This window comes from Skermanella rosea, from assembly GCF_016806835.2.
GTDB classification, from domain to species: Bacteria; Pseudomonadota; Alphaproteobacteria; order Azospirillales; family Azospirillaceae; genus Skermanella; species Skermanella rosea.
Map to the genome: position 1 here is coordinate 151,240 of NZ_CP086111.1, position 16,357 is coordinate 167,596.

The 16,357-nt window shown below is 69.9% G+C and carries 14 protein-coding genes and 1 pseudogene; 6 read left to right on the top strand and 9 right to left on the bottom strand.

Annotated features, from left to right (window positions below; genetic code table 11):
• The first annotated feature begins 26 nt into the window (after window positions 1-26).
• Entirely contained in the window at window positions 27-1,421 is a 1,395-nt protein-coding gene (locus JL101_RS00680) for an AmpG family muropeptide MFS transporter (protein ID WP_203103914.1), read from the top strand.
• 118 nt (window positions 1,422-1,539) lie between these two features.
• Entirely contained in the window at window positions 1,540-1,959 is a 420-nt protein-coding gene (gene arfB / locus JL101_RS00685) for an alternative ribosome rescue aminoacyl-tRNA hydrolase ArfB (RefSeq protein WP_203103916.1), read from the top strand.
• Window positions 1,960-1,999: 40 nt separating this feature from the next.
• Here the strand turns inward: arfB and JL101_RS00690 are convergent, their stop codons facing one another.
• Together JL101_RS00690 and JL101_RS00695 are read right to left on the bottom strand one after the other, a co-directional pair.
• Window positions 2,000-2,734 (bottom strand): terminase small subunit, encoded by a 735-nt coding sequence (locus tag JL101_RS00690; RefSeq protein WP_228435222.1) that lies wholly within the window; start codon window positions 2,732-2,734, stop codon window positions 2,000-2,002.
• 385 nt (window positions 2,735-3,119) lie between these two features.
• Window positions 3,120-4,151: an IS110 family RNA-guided transposase gene (locus JL101_RS00695; protein WP_203104619.1), complete on the bottom strand. Its 1,032-nt coding sequence runs from the start codon at window positions 4,149-4,151 to the stop codon at window positions 3,120-3,122.
• A gap of 667 nt (window positions 4,152-4,818) precedes the next feature.
• On the opposite strand from JL101_RS00695, the gene JL101_RS00700 reads away from it, so the two are divergent.
• Window positions 4,819-5,592, top strand: a complete 774-nt coding sequence (locus JL101_RS00700) for an SDR family NAD(P)-dependent oxidoreductase (RefSeq protein WP_228435223.1) — start codon at window positions 4,819-4,821, stop codon at window positions 5,590-5,592.
• Between the two features lie 229 nt (window positions 5,593-5,821).
• Here JL101_RS00700 and JL101_RS36860 read toward each other — a convergent pair.
• Both JL101_RS36860 and JL101_RS00705 read right to left on the bottom strand, forming a co-directional pair.
• Window positions 5,822-6,205: pseudogene (locus JL101_RS36860) on the bottom strand (Uma2 family endonuclease); the annotation flags it as partial.
• Window positions 6,206-6,428: 223 nt separating this feature from the next.
• Window positions 6,429-6,659 carry a hypothetical protein gene (locus tag JL101_RS00705; RefSeq protein WP_203096635.1) on the bottom strand — a complete coding sequence of 77 codons (231 nt, stop codon included), beginning with the start codon at window positions 6,657-6,659 and terminating at the stop codon, window positions 6,429-6,431.
• A gap of 141 nt (window positions 6,660-6,800) precedes the next feature.
• Between JL101_RS00705 and JL101_RS00710 the strand changes: the two genes are divergently transcribed.
• Window positions 6,801-7,589, top strand: coding sequence for an alpha/beta fold hydrolase (locus tag JL101_RS00710; RefSeq protein WP_203096636.1), 789 nt, complete (start codon window positions 6,801-6,803; stop codon window positions 7,587-7,589).
• 90 nt (window positions 7,590-7,679) lie between these two features.
• On the opposite strand, the gene JL101_RS36465 is transcribed toward JL101_RS00710, so the two are convergent.
• From JL101_RS36465 to JL101_RS00740, 5 genes are all read right to left on the bottom strand, one after another.
• On the bottom strand, window positions 7,680-8,648 hold the full coding sequence (locus JL101_RS36465; RefSeq protein ID WP_203096637.1) for a calcium-binding protein: 969 nt from the start codon (window positions 8,646-8,648) through the stop codon (window positions 7,680-7,682).
• 87 nt (window positions 8,649-8,735) lie between these two features.
• Window positions 8,736-10,982 (bottom strand): methyl-accepting chemotaxis protein, encoded by a 2,247-nt coding sequence (locus tag JL101_RS00725; RefSeq protein WP_203096638.1) that lies wholly within the window; start codon window positions 10,980-10,982, stop codon window positions 8,736-8,738.
• A 133-nt stretch (window positions 10,983-11,115) separates the two neighbouring features.
• Window positions 11,116-12,849, bottom strand: coding sequence for an ATP-binding protein (locus JL101_RS00730; RefSeq protein WP_203096639.1), 1,734 nt, complete (start codon window positions 12,847-12,849; stop codon window positions 11,116-11,118).
• Between the two features lie 118 nt (window positions 12,850-12,967).
• On the bottom strand, window positions 12,968-13,735 hold the full coding sequence (gene eutC / locus JL101_RS00735) for an ethanolamine ammonia-lyase subunit EutC (protein WP_203096640.1): 768 nt from the start codon (window positions 13,733-13,735) through the stop codon (window positions 12,968-12,970).
• Window positions 13,728-15,143 (bottom strand): ethanolamine ammonia-lyase subunit EutB, encoded by a 1,416-nt coding sequence (locus JL101_RS00740; protein ID WP_203096641.1) that lies wholly within the window; start codon window positions 15,141-15,143, stop codon window positions 13,728-13,730. Before JL101_RS00740 ends, eutC begins: the two co-directional genes overlap by 8 nt.
• A gap of 160 nt (window positions 15,144-15,303) precedes the next feature.
• Here JL101_RS00740 and cynS point away from each other — a divergent pair, with 160 nt between their 5' ends.
• Together cynS and JL101_RS00750 are read left to right on the top strand one after the other, a co-directional pair.
• On the top strand, window positions 15,304-15,759 hold the full coding sequence (gene cynS / locus JL101_RS00745; RefSeq protein ID WP_228435224.1) for a cyanase: 456 nt from the start codon (window positions 15,304-15,306) through the stop codon (window positions 15,757-15,759).
• A 13-nt stretch (window positions 15,760-15,772) separates the two neighbouring features.
• On the top strand, window positions 15,773-16,108 hold the full coding sequence (locus tag JL101_RS00750; protein ID WP_203096642.1) for an HNH endonuclease: 336 nt from the start codon (window positions 15,773-15,775) through the stop codon (window positions 16,106-16,108).
• The last annotated feature ends 249 nt before the right edge of the window (window positions 16,109-16,357 follow it).

Genomic DNA, 16,357 nt, shown 5'->3' on the forward strand with positions numbered 1-16,357 from the left:
GTTCTCCCGGCGGAGTTTCGATCCTCGTGGCACTGTCCTCCTGGGCCGGCGCGGCCTCGGTCTATCTCGACCGCCGCGTCATCGCGATCCTGTTCCTGGGTTTCTCCAGCGGGCTGCCGCTGGCGCTGACCGGCGCCACGCTGAGCGTCTGGCTGGTCGAAGGGGGGATCGCCAAGACGGCGATCGGGCTGTTCGCGCTGGTGGGGTTGCCCTACACCCTGAAATTCGCCTGGGCTCCCCTGATCGACCGCCTGCGCCTGCCGGTCCTGACCCGGCTGCTGGGGCGGCGGCGCGGCTGGGCGGTGCTGACGCAGGCCGGCCTGATGCTGTCGCTGCTCGGCCTGGGATCGACCGATCCGGTCGCCGAACTCTGGTGGATGGCGCTGTTCGCCGTGTGCGTGTCGTTCTGCTCGGCCAGCCAGGACATCGTGCTGGACGCCTGGCGGGTCGAGATCCTGGACGAGAACCAGTACGGCGCGGGCGCCGCGGCGGTGGTGCTGGGCTACCGCATCGGCATGCTGACCTCGGGGGCCGGGGCGCTCTATCTGGCGAGCGTGCTGCCGTGGTCGCTGGTCTACGCGGTCATGGCGGCGCTGGTCGGCGTCGGCCTCGTCACCATGCTGCTGAACCGCGAGCCGGAGGTCCGGGCCTCGCCCGAATCCGAGATGCGGGAGCGCTCGGTCGCCGATTTCCTGGAGATGAGGCCAGGGCTGAAGGGCTGGCGCGCCGAGCTGCTGGCCTGGCTGTTCGGCGCCGTCGTGGCGCCGTTCGCCGATTTCATGACGCGCCGGGCCTGGGCCGCGATCCTGCTGTTCATCGCGATCTACAAGCTGGGCGACGTCTATGCCGGGGCCATGGCGACGCCGTTCTACCTGGAGCTGGGGTTCACCAAGATCGAGATCGCCAACGTCACCAAGGCGTTCGGCCTGGGGGCCTCGATCGCCGGCGGGCTGCTGGGCGGCGTGGTGGTCAGCCGGTTCGGCGTGATGCGCAGCCTGCTGGTGTGCGGGCTGCTCCAGATGGTGTCGAACCTGATGTTCGTCCTGCTGGCCCGCAGCGGCCACGACATCGGCATGCTGACCGTGGTGATCGCGGTCGAGAACGTGACCGGCGGCATGGGGACCGCGGCCTTCGTGGCGTACCTGTCGAGCCTGTGCAACGTCGCCTATACGGCCACGCAGTACGCGCTGCTGTCGTCCTTCTCCGCCCTGGGGCGCGACCTGCTGGCGGCATCCAGCGGCTGGCTGGCCGACCGGATGGACTGGGTGACCTATTACGTCCTCTCCACCTCGGCGGCGCTGCCGGGGCTCCTGCTGCTGCTCTGGCTGATGCAGGTCGCGCGGGCGTCCGGCGCGCCGGGGGCGGATGTCAGCATTCGTCATGGTGCGGGCGCCGCTTCCGAGGGCTCCGGTTCCGTCTGACGGACGGCGCGCCGGCCCGGCGGGGTTCCGGGATCACGGATGGGCACGGATATCCACGGATGGCGTTCCGGTTCGGGGAGCCGTTGCGCGGGGCCGGGGGAAAGGCGATAGTCGGCCCATGATCCGGATCACGCACCGCATATCCCTCGACGACGACGAGATCGAGGAGAGCTTCGTCCGGGCCTCGGGGCCTGGCGGCCAGCATGTCAACAAGACGGAGACCGCCGTCCAGCTCCGCTTCGACGTGCGCCGGTCGCCCAACCTGCCCGACGACGTGCGCCTGCGGCTGGAACGGCTGGCCGGAAACCGCCTGACCCAGGACGGCGTCCTGATCCTGGTCGCCGACCAGTACCGCAGCCAGCGGCGCAACCGCGACGCGGCGCTGGAGCGCCTGACCGACATGATCCGCGAAGCGTCGATCCCGCCTACTCCCAGGCGTCCCACGAAGCCGACTTTCGGGTCCAAGCAGCGGCGCCTGGAGGCCAAGGGCCAGCGGTCCGCGGTGAAGCGTCTGCGCAGCAACCGGCACGACGATTAGTCGGGAAGGCTGGATGTCATGATTCGTCATGACGGCGGCGTCACGCGAGCGGCGCGGGAGCGGTGTCGGCGCCGGGCCACTGGTCGGGCGGGAGCAGGCGGTAGTCCGCGTCGAAGAAGAGGTGGGCGTCGTCGGACGACTCGATCCGGGCCTTGAGCTCCTTGTTGTCCTTGTGGCGGCCCAGGATCAGCTTGAGGCAGCGGGAGTTCCGTTCGACCGCGGCGGCGTGCCGCTTGCGGGCCTCCTCCTTAAGGTTGCGCATCGGCTCGACCGGGGCGATGGCGGCCGGCGGCATCGGCGGGTCGAAGCCGACCAGCCCCGGAGCGTCGGGATCGGCGGGCAGGGCGCCGTCGTCCTCGTCCTCCGCCTCCGCCAGGGCGGCGGCGATGGCCCCGGTGATGCCGGCGCCGGCGTGCCGGCCGGCCTTGGGCGCCGGCGGGAGCAGGCCGCGGAAACGGGCGATCTGGTCGGCGGCGCGCAGGGCGGCGGAGTAGTTCTGCTTCTCCACGGCCTCGAACAGGACGCGCTTGAGCACCGCGACCAGTTCGTCGGCCTCCTCCCGGCGGCGGCGGTCCTCCTCGGCGGCGAGTTCGACCACGCGGGCGGCGACGCAGCCGTCCTGCATCAGGCGCGATCCGGTCTGGCGGGCGCTGTTCCAGGCATAGCCGGAGAGCCGGGCGGCCTCGGCGAGGCTGCGGCCGGCGGCGACGTGGCGGGCGAAGACCTCGTGCCGGCGCTGAAGGGCGGGGGTGGGCGTGCTGGCGGTGGCGGACATGGCGGAGCTCTCCGGGCAGGTGTCTTAGGTATGTTATCCTTTATTACCGAGGATTTCAATCTTATGAGTGGGGTCGGCGGGGCGGCGTGCGGTAGCAACTGTTATTTGGCGGTTGTTGTCTCCTCATCAAGCACAATTTTCCACTGTGGTGGTGCAGACGTGTAGCCGTGTCCTGCTTTGGACTGTGTCAGTGGTCAAACAGTGGGAGTTGGAGCCGCCCCCCGTTCGGGCCAAGTGTGACGGCGCGTGGAACGGCCCTCAAGGACGCTGCGCGCCGCTCCGCGGTGGCCTTCGGCCATCCTTGACCGCCGTTCCACGCGCCGCCAAGTGGACCCCAGGTCGGGACGGAGGGATGGTGCCGCCGATCGAACAAAGGGATGGAGCCTCAGGCGGCGGCCGGGGACGTAGCCTCGGCCACAGCCGTGGCCGTCTTGCGCAATGCCGCCTGGTCGGCCTTTTTCGCTTCGTGGTCCGGGTCCCAAGGCTCACCCGCCTTGAGCAGGGCGTTGAGCATCACCAGGGCCTTGCGCATGCAGGCGACCAGCGCCACCTTCCCCGCTTTGCCGCGCGCCTTGAGGCGCTCGTACAACTTCTTGAGCACCGGGTTCCAGCGCAGACCGATGCGGGCGACGTGGAACAGCGCATGGCGCACCTTGGCGCGGCCGCCGTAAATCCGGCGCACCCCCCGCAACGTGCCGCTGTCGCAGGCGAACGGCGCAAGCCCGGCCAGGCTGGCTACCTGCTTCTCGTTCAGCGAGCCGAGTTCGGGCAGATAGGCGACCAGCATGGCCGAGGTCAGCGGCCCGACGCCCTTGAAGCTGCGCAGCAGCGCAGCGCGCCGGCTCAGCTCGGCGTCGCAGTAGACGGTCATCGCGATCTGCTCGGCCAACTCGGCCGCCTGGCCCCGGAGCGCCTCCAGCGCGGCGCCGGCAACCTGGCGCATCGCCTCGGAGTGGAAGTGCTCGATCTGATGAGACCGGGCAGTGATCTCGGCCAGCACCTGGTCGCGGTAGTCGAGCAGCTCGATCAACTCGGCGCGGACCGGCTCCGGAATCGGGGTGGCGCGCGGCCGGTTGGCCTCGCCGAACGCCTTGAGCGCCCGGGCGTCGACCCGGTCGGTTTTGGCCAGCCAGCCGTTCGAGCGGGCGAAGTCCCGCACCCGCTTGGGGTTGACGATGGCCGTCGCTACGCCGGCCGCGGCCAGGGCGTGATGCAGGCCGCGCTCGCAGCCGCCCGACGCTTCCATGACGACCAGCACGTCGTTGCCGCCCTCGCGCAGCGCGCTCAGGATAGTGGCCAACTCGCCATGGCTTTCCGGGCTGTTGGGCAGGCGCCGGCGGGTGTGGCCCGGCAGGCCGTGGGTATCGAGAAACTGGGTGGAGGCATCGATGCCGATGCAGTAGACTTGGCAAGGCATGGCGAACTCGTCCTTGTCTGCGGCGTCCGGCTCAAGGCCGGCGCCTGGCAACTGTGCGAGGAACGCCGAGGGTTCGGGGCAGGCACTTCGCTACGTACGGTGTCGAGCCTTGGTCGGCCACAGTGTCCTGACCCCGCGTACCGGCGTCCCCGTCAGGGGGCGCCGGTATCCCTCGGACACCGCCTTATACCCCACCGCCATAAGACAAGGTCGGCCTTCGCCCGTCAGGGCGAACGCCGACGCCCTCCATCGGCGCTCCGGCCAGGGTGTCGGCGTCGGCCTTCGGCCGAGGCCGACCTACGGCGAACCGGCCGGAATCGAAGGGTTTTGACGAAAGGCGTGGCGTCCAGCGTGGCAGGGCGCGGAACGACAGGCCGATGCCGACGACGAGCAGGCCGCAGATCAGGACGGTGTCGCGAGGGGCCGGGCTGCGGGAGGATCAGGACGGAGCGACGGCGGCGGATAGCAAAAATCGGCGCGAAAACCTGCCGGGCGTTGTGCTATTCGGTGGCTTCGCCACTGATGTTGGTTTTTGCCCTCCGGGTGAGGGGGTCGCGGGCGACTCTCAATAGGATGCGCCGGGATGTCAGGATTTGCGTAAATTCGGGAGGTCTTCCCGCGTGCCATACACGTTTGAGAGGAGCTGCCTTGGCGGACGGCGGTTGGCATGACGTGCATGAACCGCTCCGGCCCTGCGGCAACTCGCAAGACCGTGCTGGTCACCGGGGGCGGCCGGGGGATCGGGGCCGCCGTCGTCCGGCTGTTCGCCGCCCGGGGCTGGCGCGTGGCGTTGACGTGGGTTTCGGACAGGGCGGCGGTCGAGGGGGTGAGCGCATCGGTGGACGGCTGCACCGCCTTCCGGTGCGATGTCCGCGACGAGGATCAGGTGGTCGGGCTGTTCCGGGACGTCGTCGGCGCGTTCGGCCGGATCGACGCACTGGTCAACAATGCCGGGATCACCGGGCCGCCGCGCCGGATCGAGGATGTCGGCGCCGGATTGCTGAGTGACGTCGTCGCGACCAACCTGATCGGGCTGATCCTGTGCGCCCGCGAGGCGGTCCGGCACATGCGCGCCTCGGCGGAAAGGGGGACGGGCGGCGGGTCGATCGTCAACCTTTCATCGACCGCCACGAAGCGGGGCAGTCCCGGCCAGTGGATCGACTATGCGGCGACCAAGGGGGCCATCGACGTGTTCACCGTGGGCTTGGCGGCGGAGGTGGCGCCGTTCGGCATCCGTGTCAACGCGGTGGCTCCGGGTTTGACCCTGTCCGACCCGGCAGACGCGGAGCGAATCGCCGCCCGGCTGGAAACCATGCGGCACGAAATCCCGATGGGACGGGCCGGCACGGCGGCGGAGGTCGCGGAGGCGGTTTTCTGGCTGTGTTCCGACGCGGCTTCCCATGTGATCGGGGCGGTGCTGCCGGTCGCGGGCGGGCGGTGAGGCGGGGGCGACCGATCAGTCGCCGTAGGTTTCCTCCAGCCCGATGGAGATGCCTGGGGGGTCGAGGTCGATCCGGTCGCTGGAGATGATCCTGGTCAGGATGCTTCCGTCGGCCGCTCGCTGGTGATGGATCACGGCTCTCCGGTTCGTGTGGACGATCAGGTAGTGCCGGAACGCGCGGGACGCGGAAATAGTCGGCGAGCTTGCCGCCGGTGTCCGTCCCGCGCGTTCCGGGGGACAGCACCTCCACGACGATCACGGGATTGCTCGCGGCGACGGCATCGTCGGGCAGCCGGGGGCCGCAATTGACGACGGCATCCGGTTCGTAGTCCGTATCGTCATCCACTTCCACCGTGATGCCGTCGGGCAAGGCTTCGCAGCCGGCATCCTTGCCGGAAAGCGCCCGGTCGAGCGCCTGCCAGACCCGGGCTTTCAGGCGGGCATGGATGATCCGTTCCGGAGCCACGGCGACCGGTTCGCCCGCCACCCGCTCGTAGCGGGCACCTCCGGCCTGCTCATCCAGCCACTGCCGGAAGCTTTCGCGGGTCATGTATCGGCAATCCGGCTGTTCCGCCACCTGATTACCCTTCGGCCCGGCCCCTTGCGGGGCCATTCTAGCACGGCCGGCGGGCGCGGCGCGCTATCCGGTGGGGGCTGGAAAAGCACTCTGACCCCAATCTGGGAAAGCACTCTGACCCCAATTTTCTTTTTCTTGCCACAGATGAACGGCGATAGAGGGAGATGCCGTCCGGATCATTTTTCTCCATCGCCGTTCATCTGTGGCTGAATTCTTTCGCTCGGAAATCGTGGGCCGGGTGACGGTTCGCGGCGGAGCTTCAGCAGGGGGCGCCGCCCAGGGGGGCGGGGGGTTCCTTGGCCGGTTCGCCGAAGGTGCAGGACCAGACGGAGGCGTGTTTCAGCGGGTGAAGGCGGCATTCGTTCTCCGCGAAGGATTTGCGCTCCAGGCATTCCTGTTCGGAAGCGTACTCGCGCGGTGCCCATCCCTCCAGCTGGGAGCCGGGGGTCCAGACGCCGTTGATCAGGAAGAAGACGTTCAGCCACCACATGACGGTGCCTCCGAGGATCGCTCCGGCGAGTATAACAGGCGAAGTGGCCGTCGGGACCCTCTGGATATCGGGCGCCTCGGCGGATACATCTGGGGTTATCGAGTCGGGTATGCCGGCCGGGACAGGAAGGATGACGGACCCATGGGAGTGACTCTGACAGGCTTCGAGGCCGGGGAGGGGGCGCCGCTGGTGGTGCTGCACGGGCTGTTCGGCTCGGCCCGGAACTGGAACACGGTGGCGAAGCGGCTGGGCGCCGGGCATCGGGTCCACGCGCTCGACATGCGCAACCATGGCGGCTCGCCCTGGTCGGACGACATGGGCTATGCCGACATGGCCGACGACGTGGGCGGCTATATCGAGGACAGGATCGCGGGCAAGGGGCTCGGGCCGGTCTCGCTGCTCGGCCACAGCATGGGCGGCAAGGCGGCCATGGTGCTGGCGCTGACCCGGCCCGAGCTGGTGGACAAGCTGGTGGTCGCCGACATCGCGCCGGTCAGCTACCGGCACACGCTGATGCCTTATGTGGAAGCGATGCGGGCGGTCGACCTGTCCGGAGTCACCCGGCGGGGCGAGGTCGATGCCCAACTGGCCAAGTCCATCCCGGAGGCGCCGATCCGCAGTTTCCTGCTGCAGAACCTGGTCGCCGAGAGCGGCACCTTTTCCTGGCGCATCAACCTGAAGGCGTTGGGCGATCGGATGGAGGAGCTGACCGCCTTCCCGACCGGGGATTTCGCCGGGCGCAGCTACGACAAGCCGACGCTGTTTCTCCACGGGGAACGCTCGGACTATGTCCGGCCGTCCCACCATGAGGAGATCCGGCGGCTGTTCCCGAACGCCCGGATCGAAGGGATCGCCGATGCGGGCCACTGGCTGCATGCCGAGCAGCCGGACCGCTTCGTCGACAGCGTCCTGGCTTTCCTGGACGGCTGAGCGCGGGCGGACGTACCGGCCCTGCCTCTTGGTCTTGATCGGGTGGCCGTCGGTGCGCGGTGTCGGAATTGTCGGAACCCGTGGAAGAAGTCAGACGTAGAAATAGTCCACGCCTTCGACCAGGCCGACCTTGTCGATCACGCAGGTGCTGACCGTGCCCCAGTCGTGGTTGGTCAGCGTCATGGTCGTCTTGCCCGCCTGCTCGCTGACCGACACCGATGTCCCGAGGGCGGCGTCCCCGTGGATGTAGAGGCGGTCGCCGCCCTCGACGCCGGCGCCGTTGAACCCCATGACGGCGTGGGAGCCGGGGTCGAAGAAGTTCAGGTGGAAGCTGTCGGCGTCGTCGGCGTCGGAATAGACCCTGTCGTCACCCCCGCCGCCGATATGGAAGACGTCGTCGCCGGCACCGCCCCGCATGGTGTCGGAGCCGTAGGCGCTCCGGAAGGTGTCGGCGGCCGCGGTGCCGGTGATGTCGATGCCCGTGCTCTCGTGGAAGCCGCCGGCGAAGCTGAGGCCGCCGGCACCGCTCGCCACGATCTTCTCGATGCCCGTGAAGTTGCCGACGGCGATGCTGGAAGCGTCCCACTGCGAGTCGGGCTTGGTGAACAGGATACGGCCGGAGCCCTTGGCGTCGATATAGATATAGGTCTGGGCCGGAGCCTCGGCCGGTTCGGCCGCCGTTCCCGCGGTGTAGGTCGTCCGGTTGATCACGGCCAGGGTGTCGGTGCCGGCATCGCCGTTGAGCCGGCTGGCCGCCAGGGAGGTCCGGATCGTCGCGATGTCGGCGGCACTCGGGTCGTAGATGAGCCGGTCGTTGCCGGCGCCGCCCTGGAGATACGAGACGCCGGTGCCGCCATGGAGGGTGTCGTTGCCGTCCTCCCCGTACAGGGTATCGGTCCCCGATTCTCCGAGCAGCTTGTCGTCCCCGGCCCCGCCCCGGATCTGATCATCGCCGGAACGGCCGTAAAGGCTGTCGTTTCCGCCCTGGCCGTACAAGCTGTCGGCGCCGGTGGTTCCATACAGTGTTTCGGAGTTGCTTGTACCCTGGATGAGCGCCATTTCGTCAGCCCCTGTTTATCGAAAGGGGAGTTTTTCATATCCGGGTGCGCAAATCTCCTGTAAGAAAGTATTAACTCTTTTCCGGAATCAGCGCGAGGCGGTTCGCCGGAGCGCCTGCCGGCCCTGCGCCCCGGTTCCGCCGTCCAGGTCGAAGAAGCCGACCAGGCTGGTCAGTTCGCGGGCCTGCGACTCCAGCGCCTCGGCGGCGGCGGAGCTCTGTTCGACCAGGGCCGCGTTCTGCTGGGCCATGGAGTCCATCGCGGTGATGGCGCCGCTGAGCGCGTCCAGGCCGCTCGCCTGCTCGGACGTGGCGCGGGAGATCCGGCCGATCAGGTCGGCGACGCGGCCGACCGACGCGGTGATGTCGGTCAGCGCCGTGCCCGCCGCGCGGACCAGCACGACGCCCTCATGGACCTCGCTGCCGCTGGCCTGGATCAGCTGCTTGATCTCCTTCGACGCGGCGGCGGAGCGCTGGGCCAGGATGCGGACCTCGCTCGCGACCACGGCGAAGCCCCGGCCGGCGTCGCCCGCCCGCGCCGCTTCGACCGCGGCGTTCAGCGCCAGCAGGTTGGTCTGGAAGGCGATCTCGTCGATCATGCTGACGATGTCGCCGATCCGTGCCGACGACTCCTCGATCCGCCGCATCGCCGCGACGGCGTCCTCCGCCACGCCGGCGCCCCGGCCGGCGGAGCCGTGGGCGGCGACCGCCGCCTCCTCCACCCGGACGGAGGTCTCGACGTTGGCGTGCACGGTCTCGGTCAGCCCTTCCATGGTCGAGGCGGTCCGGCGCAGGCTGGAAACCTGCTGTTCGGTCCGCCCCGCCAGGTCGCGACTGCCGGCCGAGACCTGGCCCGCGGCGGACGCGATGGTCGAGGCCGCCGTCTCGATCCGGCCGACCACGTCGGACAGCGTGTCGGCCGTGCTGTTGAAGTCGTTCTTGAGGCGCAGGAACACGCCGTCGTAATTCGACTCGATGCGCCGGGTCAGGTCGCCCCCGGCGAGATGGCCGAGCACCTCGGCCAGTTCCTCCGACACGCCGGCGACGGTGTCGGCCAGCCGGTTGATCCCCTCGCTGACGGTCAGGAAGAACCCGGCCTTGCCCTCCAGCGCGATCCGGGCCGACAGGTCGCCGCGCACCGCGGTCGCCACCATGCCGCTGATCTCCGCCTCGATCCGGCGCTCCGCGGTCCGGTCGCGCCACTCGACCACGGTTCCCAGCGGCTCGCCGTGGCGCCCCGCGACCGGGTGGGCGATCAGCAGGAAGGTGCGGCCGCCCAGCTCCAGCCCGGCCTCGCCGCCGGCCAGCAGGGTCGCGTGCAGGCCGCCCTCGGGCGCGCCGGGCGGGACGCCGAAACGGTCGAGCGGCAGGCCGACCAGCCGGTCCGGGTCGAACCCGGGGATCGCCCGGCGGATGTCCCCGGCGCAGGCGCCGAACAGCGCCGCGACGGCCTGGTTCGCATGGAACACCGTGCCGGCGCCGTCGACCATCATGATGCAGGAGCCGACCTGGTCGAGCCCGCTGCCGGAGCGCACCGCGGCGACCGCGACCCCCTTCAGGACGTCCAGGGTGCGGGCCATGTCGCCCAGCTCGTCGCGGGCATCCGTGCCGGGCACGACGACGTCCAGGTGGCCGTCCGACAGCTCGGCCATGGCCTGCCGGAGGCCGCGGACCGGCCGCACGATGCCGCGCACGATGCGCAGCGCCAGCACCACCGCCAGCGTGAAGATCACCGCCGCGATGGCCGCGGTGATCGCCGCCTGCCGGCCGAAGATGGCGTCGACGTCGTCGATGTAGATGCCGGAGCCGATCACCCAGCCCCACGGCCGGTAACCCTTGACGTAGGACAGCTTGGGCACCGGGCGGGTGGCGCCCGGCTGCGGCCACAGGTAGTCGACGAAGCCGGCGCCCCGGGCCTCCACCGTCCGGACGAACTCCACGAACAGGAGCTTGCCCGCGGGGTCCCTGCTGGCGGACAGGTCCTGGCCTTCCAGGTCGGGGCGGAACGGGTGCATGACCATCCTGGGCGTCATGTCGTTGACCCAGAAATACTCCTTCCCGTCGTAGCGGAGATTGCGCAGCGCCGTCCGGGCCGCGTCCTGGGCGGCGTCCAGGCCGATCTCGCCCCGCCCGGCCATGCTGCCGTAGTGCTCGACGATGCCGTGGGCGATCTCGACGAGGTTCCGGGTCTTGTCCTGGCGGTCGCCGAGCAGCGTCAGGCGAAGTTCCCGCAGGCCGTAGCCGGCGATGGCGGCGGCGCCGACCACCATGATGACAATCAGGACGGTCAGTCTTGAACCGATCGACCTGCCGGAAAGCAAGGAGAGCGAGGCCATGGCGGATCACCGCGAGCTTTATTCGATGGTCCGGACTACCATGAAGCGTGTCCCGGACCAAACAATGCTTTGTCGCAGTGCGAAAATTCCATCGGGCCGCAGCGACCGGCGGGGCGGACCCTTCGGCCGCCCTTCAGGCGACCGGCTCGATCACCCGGACTGCGGGCAGGGTCACCGTCGCGGTGGTGCCGACGCCGACCTTGCTCTCCAGCGCCAGCCTGCCGTCATGCATCTCGACCAGCCGGCGGGCCAGGGGCAGGCCCAGGCCGGTGCCCTGGCTGGTCCGGTTGTAGGGGTTGTCGATCTGGCCGAACGGCTGCATCACCGCCGCGAGGTCGCGCTCGTCGATGCCGCAGCCGGTGTCGCTCACGCTCAGGTCCAGGCAGCCGTCGGGCCGCATCCGGGTCGCGATCCGGACCGAGCCGCCCGGCTTGGTGTACTTGATCGCGTTGGAGACGAGGTTGAGGAGCACCTGGACCAGCCGGCGCTGCTCGCCCCGGACGACCGCCGCCTCGGGATCGACGCGGGCTTCCAGGGTCACGCCGCCGCGGGTCGCCTGGGTGCGCGACATGCGGATGCAGGTGGCGACGACGGCGTTCAGGTCGACCGTCTCCTCGTCGAGGACCATGCGGTCGGCCTCGATCTTGGACAGGTCCAGCACGTCGTTGATCAGGCTCAGCAGGTGGTGGCCGCTGTCGTGGATGTCCTTGGCGTAGTCGCAGTAGGTCCGGTTGCCGACGGGGCCCATGGTCTCGGTCCGGATCAGCTCGGCGAAGCCGATGATGGCGTTCAGCGGGGTGCGCAGCTCGTGGCTCATGTTGGCGAGGAAGCCGGACTTGGCGCGGCTCGCCGCCTCGGCCTGGGTCTTGGCGGCGGCCAGCTGGGCCTCCACCGCCTTGCGCTTGCTGATGTCGCGCGCGACGCTGACGATCTCGGCCGGGCCGTTCCACAGGGTGTCGGAGGAGGTCGCCGGGACCAGCCGCAGGGTCACCTCGACCCAGACATGGCCGCCGTCCTTCCGGCGAACCCGGCAGGTGAGGATCTGGCGCGGCGCCTGCGGCGTCAGCGCCGCCATCACGGCCCGGACGGAGGGCAGGTCGTCGGGATGGACCATCGAGTCGATCGAGCTGCCGACCAGCTCTTCCGCGTCGAAGCCCAGGATCTCCCGGCAGGCGGGCGAGACGTAGAGGTGCCGCCCCGCCTGGTCGGAGCGGGAGATGATGTCGGTCGCGTGGGCCGCGAGCAGGCGCAGCTTGTCCTCCTCGACCAGCCGGCGCAGCTCGATCAGCAGCAGCCCGCCCAGCACGACGATGCCGCCGCCGGTCGAAAGGGCGAGCGGCAGTGCCGCCAGGGTGACGAAGGTCCAGGCCATCTCGGACGAGGGAAGCATCAGGATCGGGAGTTGGCCGAGCACCGCCACCAGCCCCGCGAGCAGGACCAGGTCGCGGAACCGCGCGCGCCTGGCCCGCCGGGCGGCCAGCCACCAGACCGCGGTGCCGGCCAGCGTGCTGATCAGGATGACGGCGCAGGCCGCCAGGGCGCTCGGCCCGCCGAGCCAGATCCTGTAGGAGGCGGCGGCGGCCCCCGCGATCGCCGCCGCGACCGGACCGCCGAGCATCCCGGACAGCGCCGTCATGACGATCCGGCCGTCCACGATCATGCCCCCGGCGATGGTCACCGGGACCATCATGCACAGGATCGCGAAGGCGCCGAAGGTGCCCCCGAGGAGGACCGGCCGCCACCGGCTCCGGTGCAGCCGCGAGGCATGGATGATCTGGGAGAAGACGAGCGCCAGAAGCGCGAACAGCCCGGTATGCTGCGCCAGCTGGATCAGGATGTCATGCGGGGTGGGAGAGGAGACCAGCACGTGCTCGCTGCGAATGAGACGGTATGCCCGGGCGGCATCGTCGGGCCAATATCCTTAATGTTAAGTTAACTTTGAAAGCAAACCCAATGTAATCGGGGCCGGAGGATTACCCGGAACGTCATAAGCCGGGGGGCGACAACAGTTCGGCGGGTACGTCGTCCTTCAGCCCGACTCCCGACAACTTGAGCCGGCGCGCCTCCGCCAGCAGGAAGGCGAGCTTGCGGGCCGCGGGCGGGATCGCCAGCCCGTCCGGCCGGATGTTGGAGATGCAGTTGCGGTCGGCGTTCTGCAGGCCGGGACGCGGGCCGAAGGTCAGGTAGGCGCCCAGGCTGTCGGCGGCGCTGAGGCCGGGCCGCTCGCCGATCAGCATCACGACCGAGGCGGCGCCCAGGGCCGCCGCGATCTCGTCGCCGAGCGCCACCCGCGCCTGTCGGGCCAGCACGACCGGGGCGATCCGCCAGCCCGGCAGCAGGTCGAGCGTGGCCAGCAGCAGGCTTGCCGCGTGGTCGTGGACGGCGCGGGCCGACAGCCCGTCGGCCAGGACGAACGCGACGTCGTGGTCGCCCCGGCGCAGCAGCGGCAGGTCCTCCGGGTCGAGCCGGCGGCCCAGGTCGGGATGCTGGAGATAGGTCGCCCGGTCCGGCGCCCGGCTGCGCACCGTGACGGCGGCGAGGCCGGGCGGCAGCGAAGCGGCGAGGGCCTGCGGGTCGAAGGCGAGGTGGACGGCGTCGCGCGCCCGCGCGTGGGCGAGCTGGAAATCGAGCAGGTGGCGCGTCGGCAGGCCGTCGCCGCTGCGGCCCAGGGCGATCCGCGCGGCGGTGTGGCGGCGGAGCGCGCTCCAGGGATCGGCGGGCGTTTCCTTCGAGTGTTCGATCTCGTCAGCCATGGTGCGCCGCCTCCGCGTAGCCGAGCAGGGCGCCGGCTCCGGCCTCGCCGGCCGCTCCTCCGACCAGGGCGGGCCGGACGCGGCCGCCCCGGTCCAGGATCGCCATGCGGCGCAGCCAGTCCTCGAACTCGGGCGCCGGCCGCAGGCCGAGGGCCGAGCGGACATAGAGCGCGTCGTGGTAGGAGGTGCTCTGGTAGTTCAGCATGATGTCGTCGGCGCCCGGCACGCCCATCACGAAATTGACGCCCGCGACGCCGAGCAGGGTCAGCAGGTTGTCCATGTCGTCCTGGTCGGCCTCGGCATGGTTGGTGTAGCAGACGTCCACCCCCATGGGCAGCCCCAGCAGCTTGCCGCAGAAATGGTCCTCCAGCCCGGCGCGCAGGATCTGCTTGCCGTCGTAGAGGTATTCCGGGCCGATGAATCCCACCACGGTGTTGACCAGCAGGGGGCTGAACCGGCGGGCGACCGCGTAGGCCCGGCACTCGACGGTCTGCTGGTCGACGCCGTGGTGGGCGTCGGCCGACAGCGCGCTGCCCTGGCCGGTCTCGAAATACATCACGTTGTCGCCGACCGTGCCGCGGTTCAGCGCCAGGGTCGCGGCGTGCGCCTCGGCCAGCAGGTCGAGGGAGATGCCGAAGCTCTCGTTGGCGGCCTGGGTGCCGGCGACGGACTGGAAGGTCAGGTCCACCGGGGCGCCCCGGCGGATCGCCTCCAGCGTGTTGGTGACGTGGGCCAGGATGCAGGACTGCATGGGCACGTCGTAGCGGAGGCGGAACTCGTCCAGCATCTCCAGCAGCCGCAGGGTCGTCGGGATGTTGTCGCTCGCCGGGTTGATCCCGACCACGGCGTCGCCGCAGCCGTAGAGCAGCCCGTCCAGCATGGAGGCGGCGATGCCCCGGGCGTCGTCCGAGGGGTGGTTCGGCTGGATGCGGACCGACAGGCGGCCGGGCAGGCCGATCGTGGTCCGGAAGCCGGTGACGACCCGGATGCGGCGGGCGACCGCGATCAGGTCCTGGTTGCGCATCAGCTTGGAGACGGCCGCCGCCATCTCCGGCGTGATGCCGGGGGCCAGGGCCTTCAGGGCGGGCGTGTCGGCGGCGTCGGACAGCAGCCAGTCGCGGAAGCCCCCGACCGTGAGCGAGGCCACCGAGGCGAAGGCCCCGGCGTCATGGGTGTCGGCGATCAGCCGCGTGACCTCGTCCCGCTCGTAGGGGACGACCGCCTCGGTCAGGAACGCCTTGAGCGGCAGGTCGGCGAGGGCGAGGCGGGCGGCGACCCGCTGCTCCGCGCTGTCGGCGGCCAGCCCGGCGAGGTGGTCGCCGGAGCGCGCCGGCGAGGCCTTCGCCAGCAGGTCCTTCAGGTCCGCGAAGGAATGGCGGGTGCCGCCGATGTCCTGGTGATATGCCATGCGCCCTGATCCTGGCCCGGAGATGCCGACCGCGGCAGCGTCGCAACAATCCGCCGGTCTGGCAAGCGTCCCGCGCCGGGCGCGCGGGACCGGCTTACCCCCGATGCTCACTCCTGGTAGAATGACGGTTCAGCATGTCCCAGGGGAGGAGACAGTCATCATGAACCACGCCATGACGCGCGCCGAACTGACCGAGAAGATCGTCCGCATCAAGATCGACCGGGACCTCACCTGGAAGGGCATCGCGGAGGAGGCGGGCCTGTCCAAGGAGTTCACGACCGCCGCCCTGATGGGGCAGATGGCCCTGCCGCCCGAAGCGGCGGCGAAGGTCGGCGACGCCCTCGACCTGAACGAGTACGAGGTCAAGCTGCTCCAGCAGATCCCGTCTCGCGGCTCGCTGGGGCAGGCTGTGCCGACCGATCCGCTGATCTACCGGTTCTACGAGTTGGTCCAGGTCTACGGCACGACCTTCAAGGCCCTGATCGAGGAGGAGTTCGGCGACGGCATCATGAGCGCCATCGATTTCGACATGGACATCAGCAGGAAGCCCGATCCGGCCGGCGACCGCGTCGCCATCACGCTCAGCGGGAAGTTCCTGAAGTACCGGCAATACTGAGGCGGGGGGCGGCATGCTGAAGGCGGGCGATCCGAAGCTGATGGCGATCAGCCAGCAGGGGCGCTGCTTCTACTGCGGCGAGCCGGTGGGCGCGAAGGCCACCGTCGACCACTTCATCCCGCAATGCTACGGCGGCATCGACGACATCGCCAACACGGTGCTGGCCCACCGCCGCTGCAACATCCTGAAGGGCGACCGCCTGCCGACCCCCGACGAGATCGAGACCCTGGTCGAGCAGCGCCGCCGCGCCAAGCTCCCGGTCTGGCCGCCGATCCTGGCTCTGCTGGACGCCGAGGAGGGGGAGGAATGGATCGTGGTGGCGCGGGCGGTGGCGGCGGAGGGGGGATGACGCCGTTTTCCTTGATCAACATCCGGAAAAGTGCCTGAACGCGGCGAAAGGTTGATGGGCGGTAAGGTCAAGGATCACGGATGAGCAGGATGGGCACGGATTCCCGGGCGAGCCGTGCCTTCCCGGCGGGCGTCTGACTCCGGATGGGATCCCTTATCCGTGTCCATCCGTGCCTATCCGTGTCCATCCGTGATCCAGGCACCTGCCGCGTGAAGCGGTCCGCACGGAGGCCGGCGGCTTGCGCGGCCC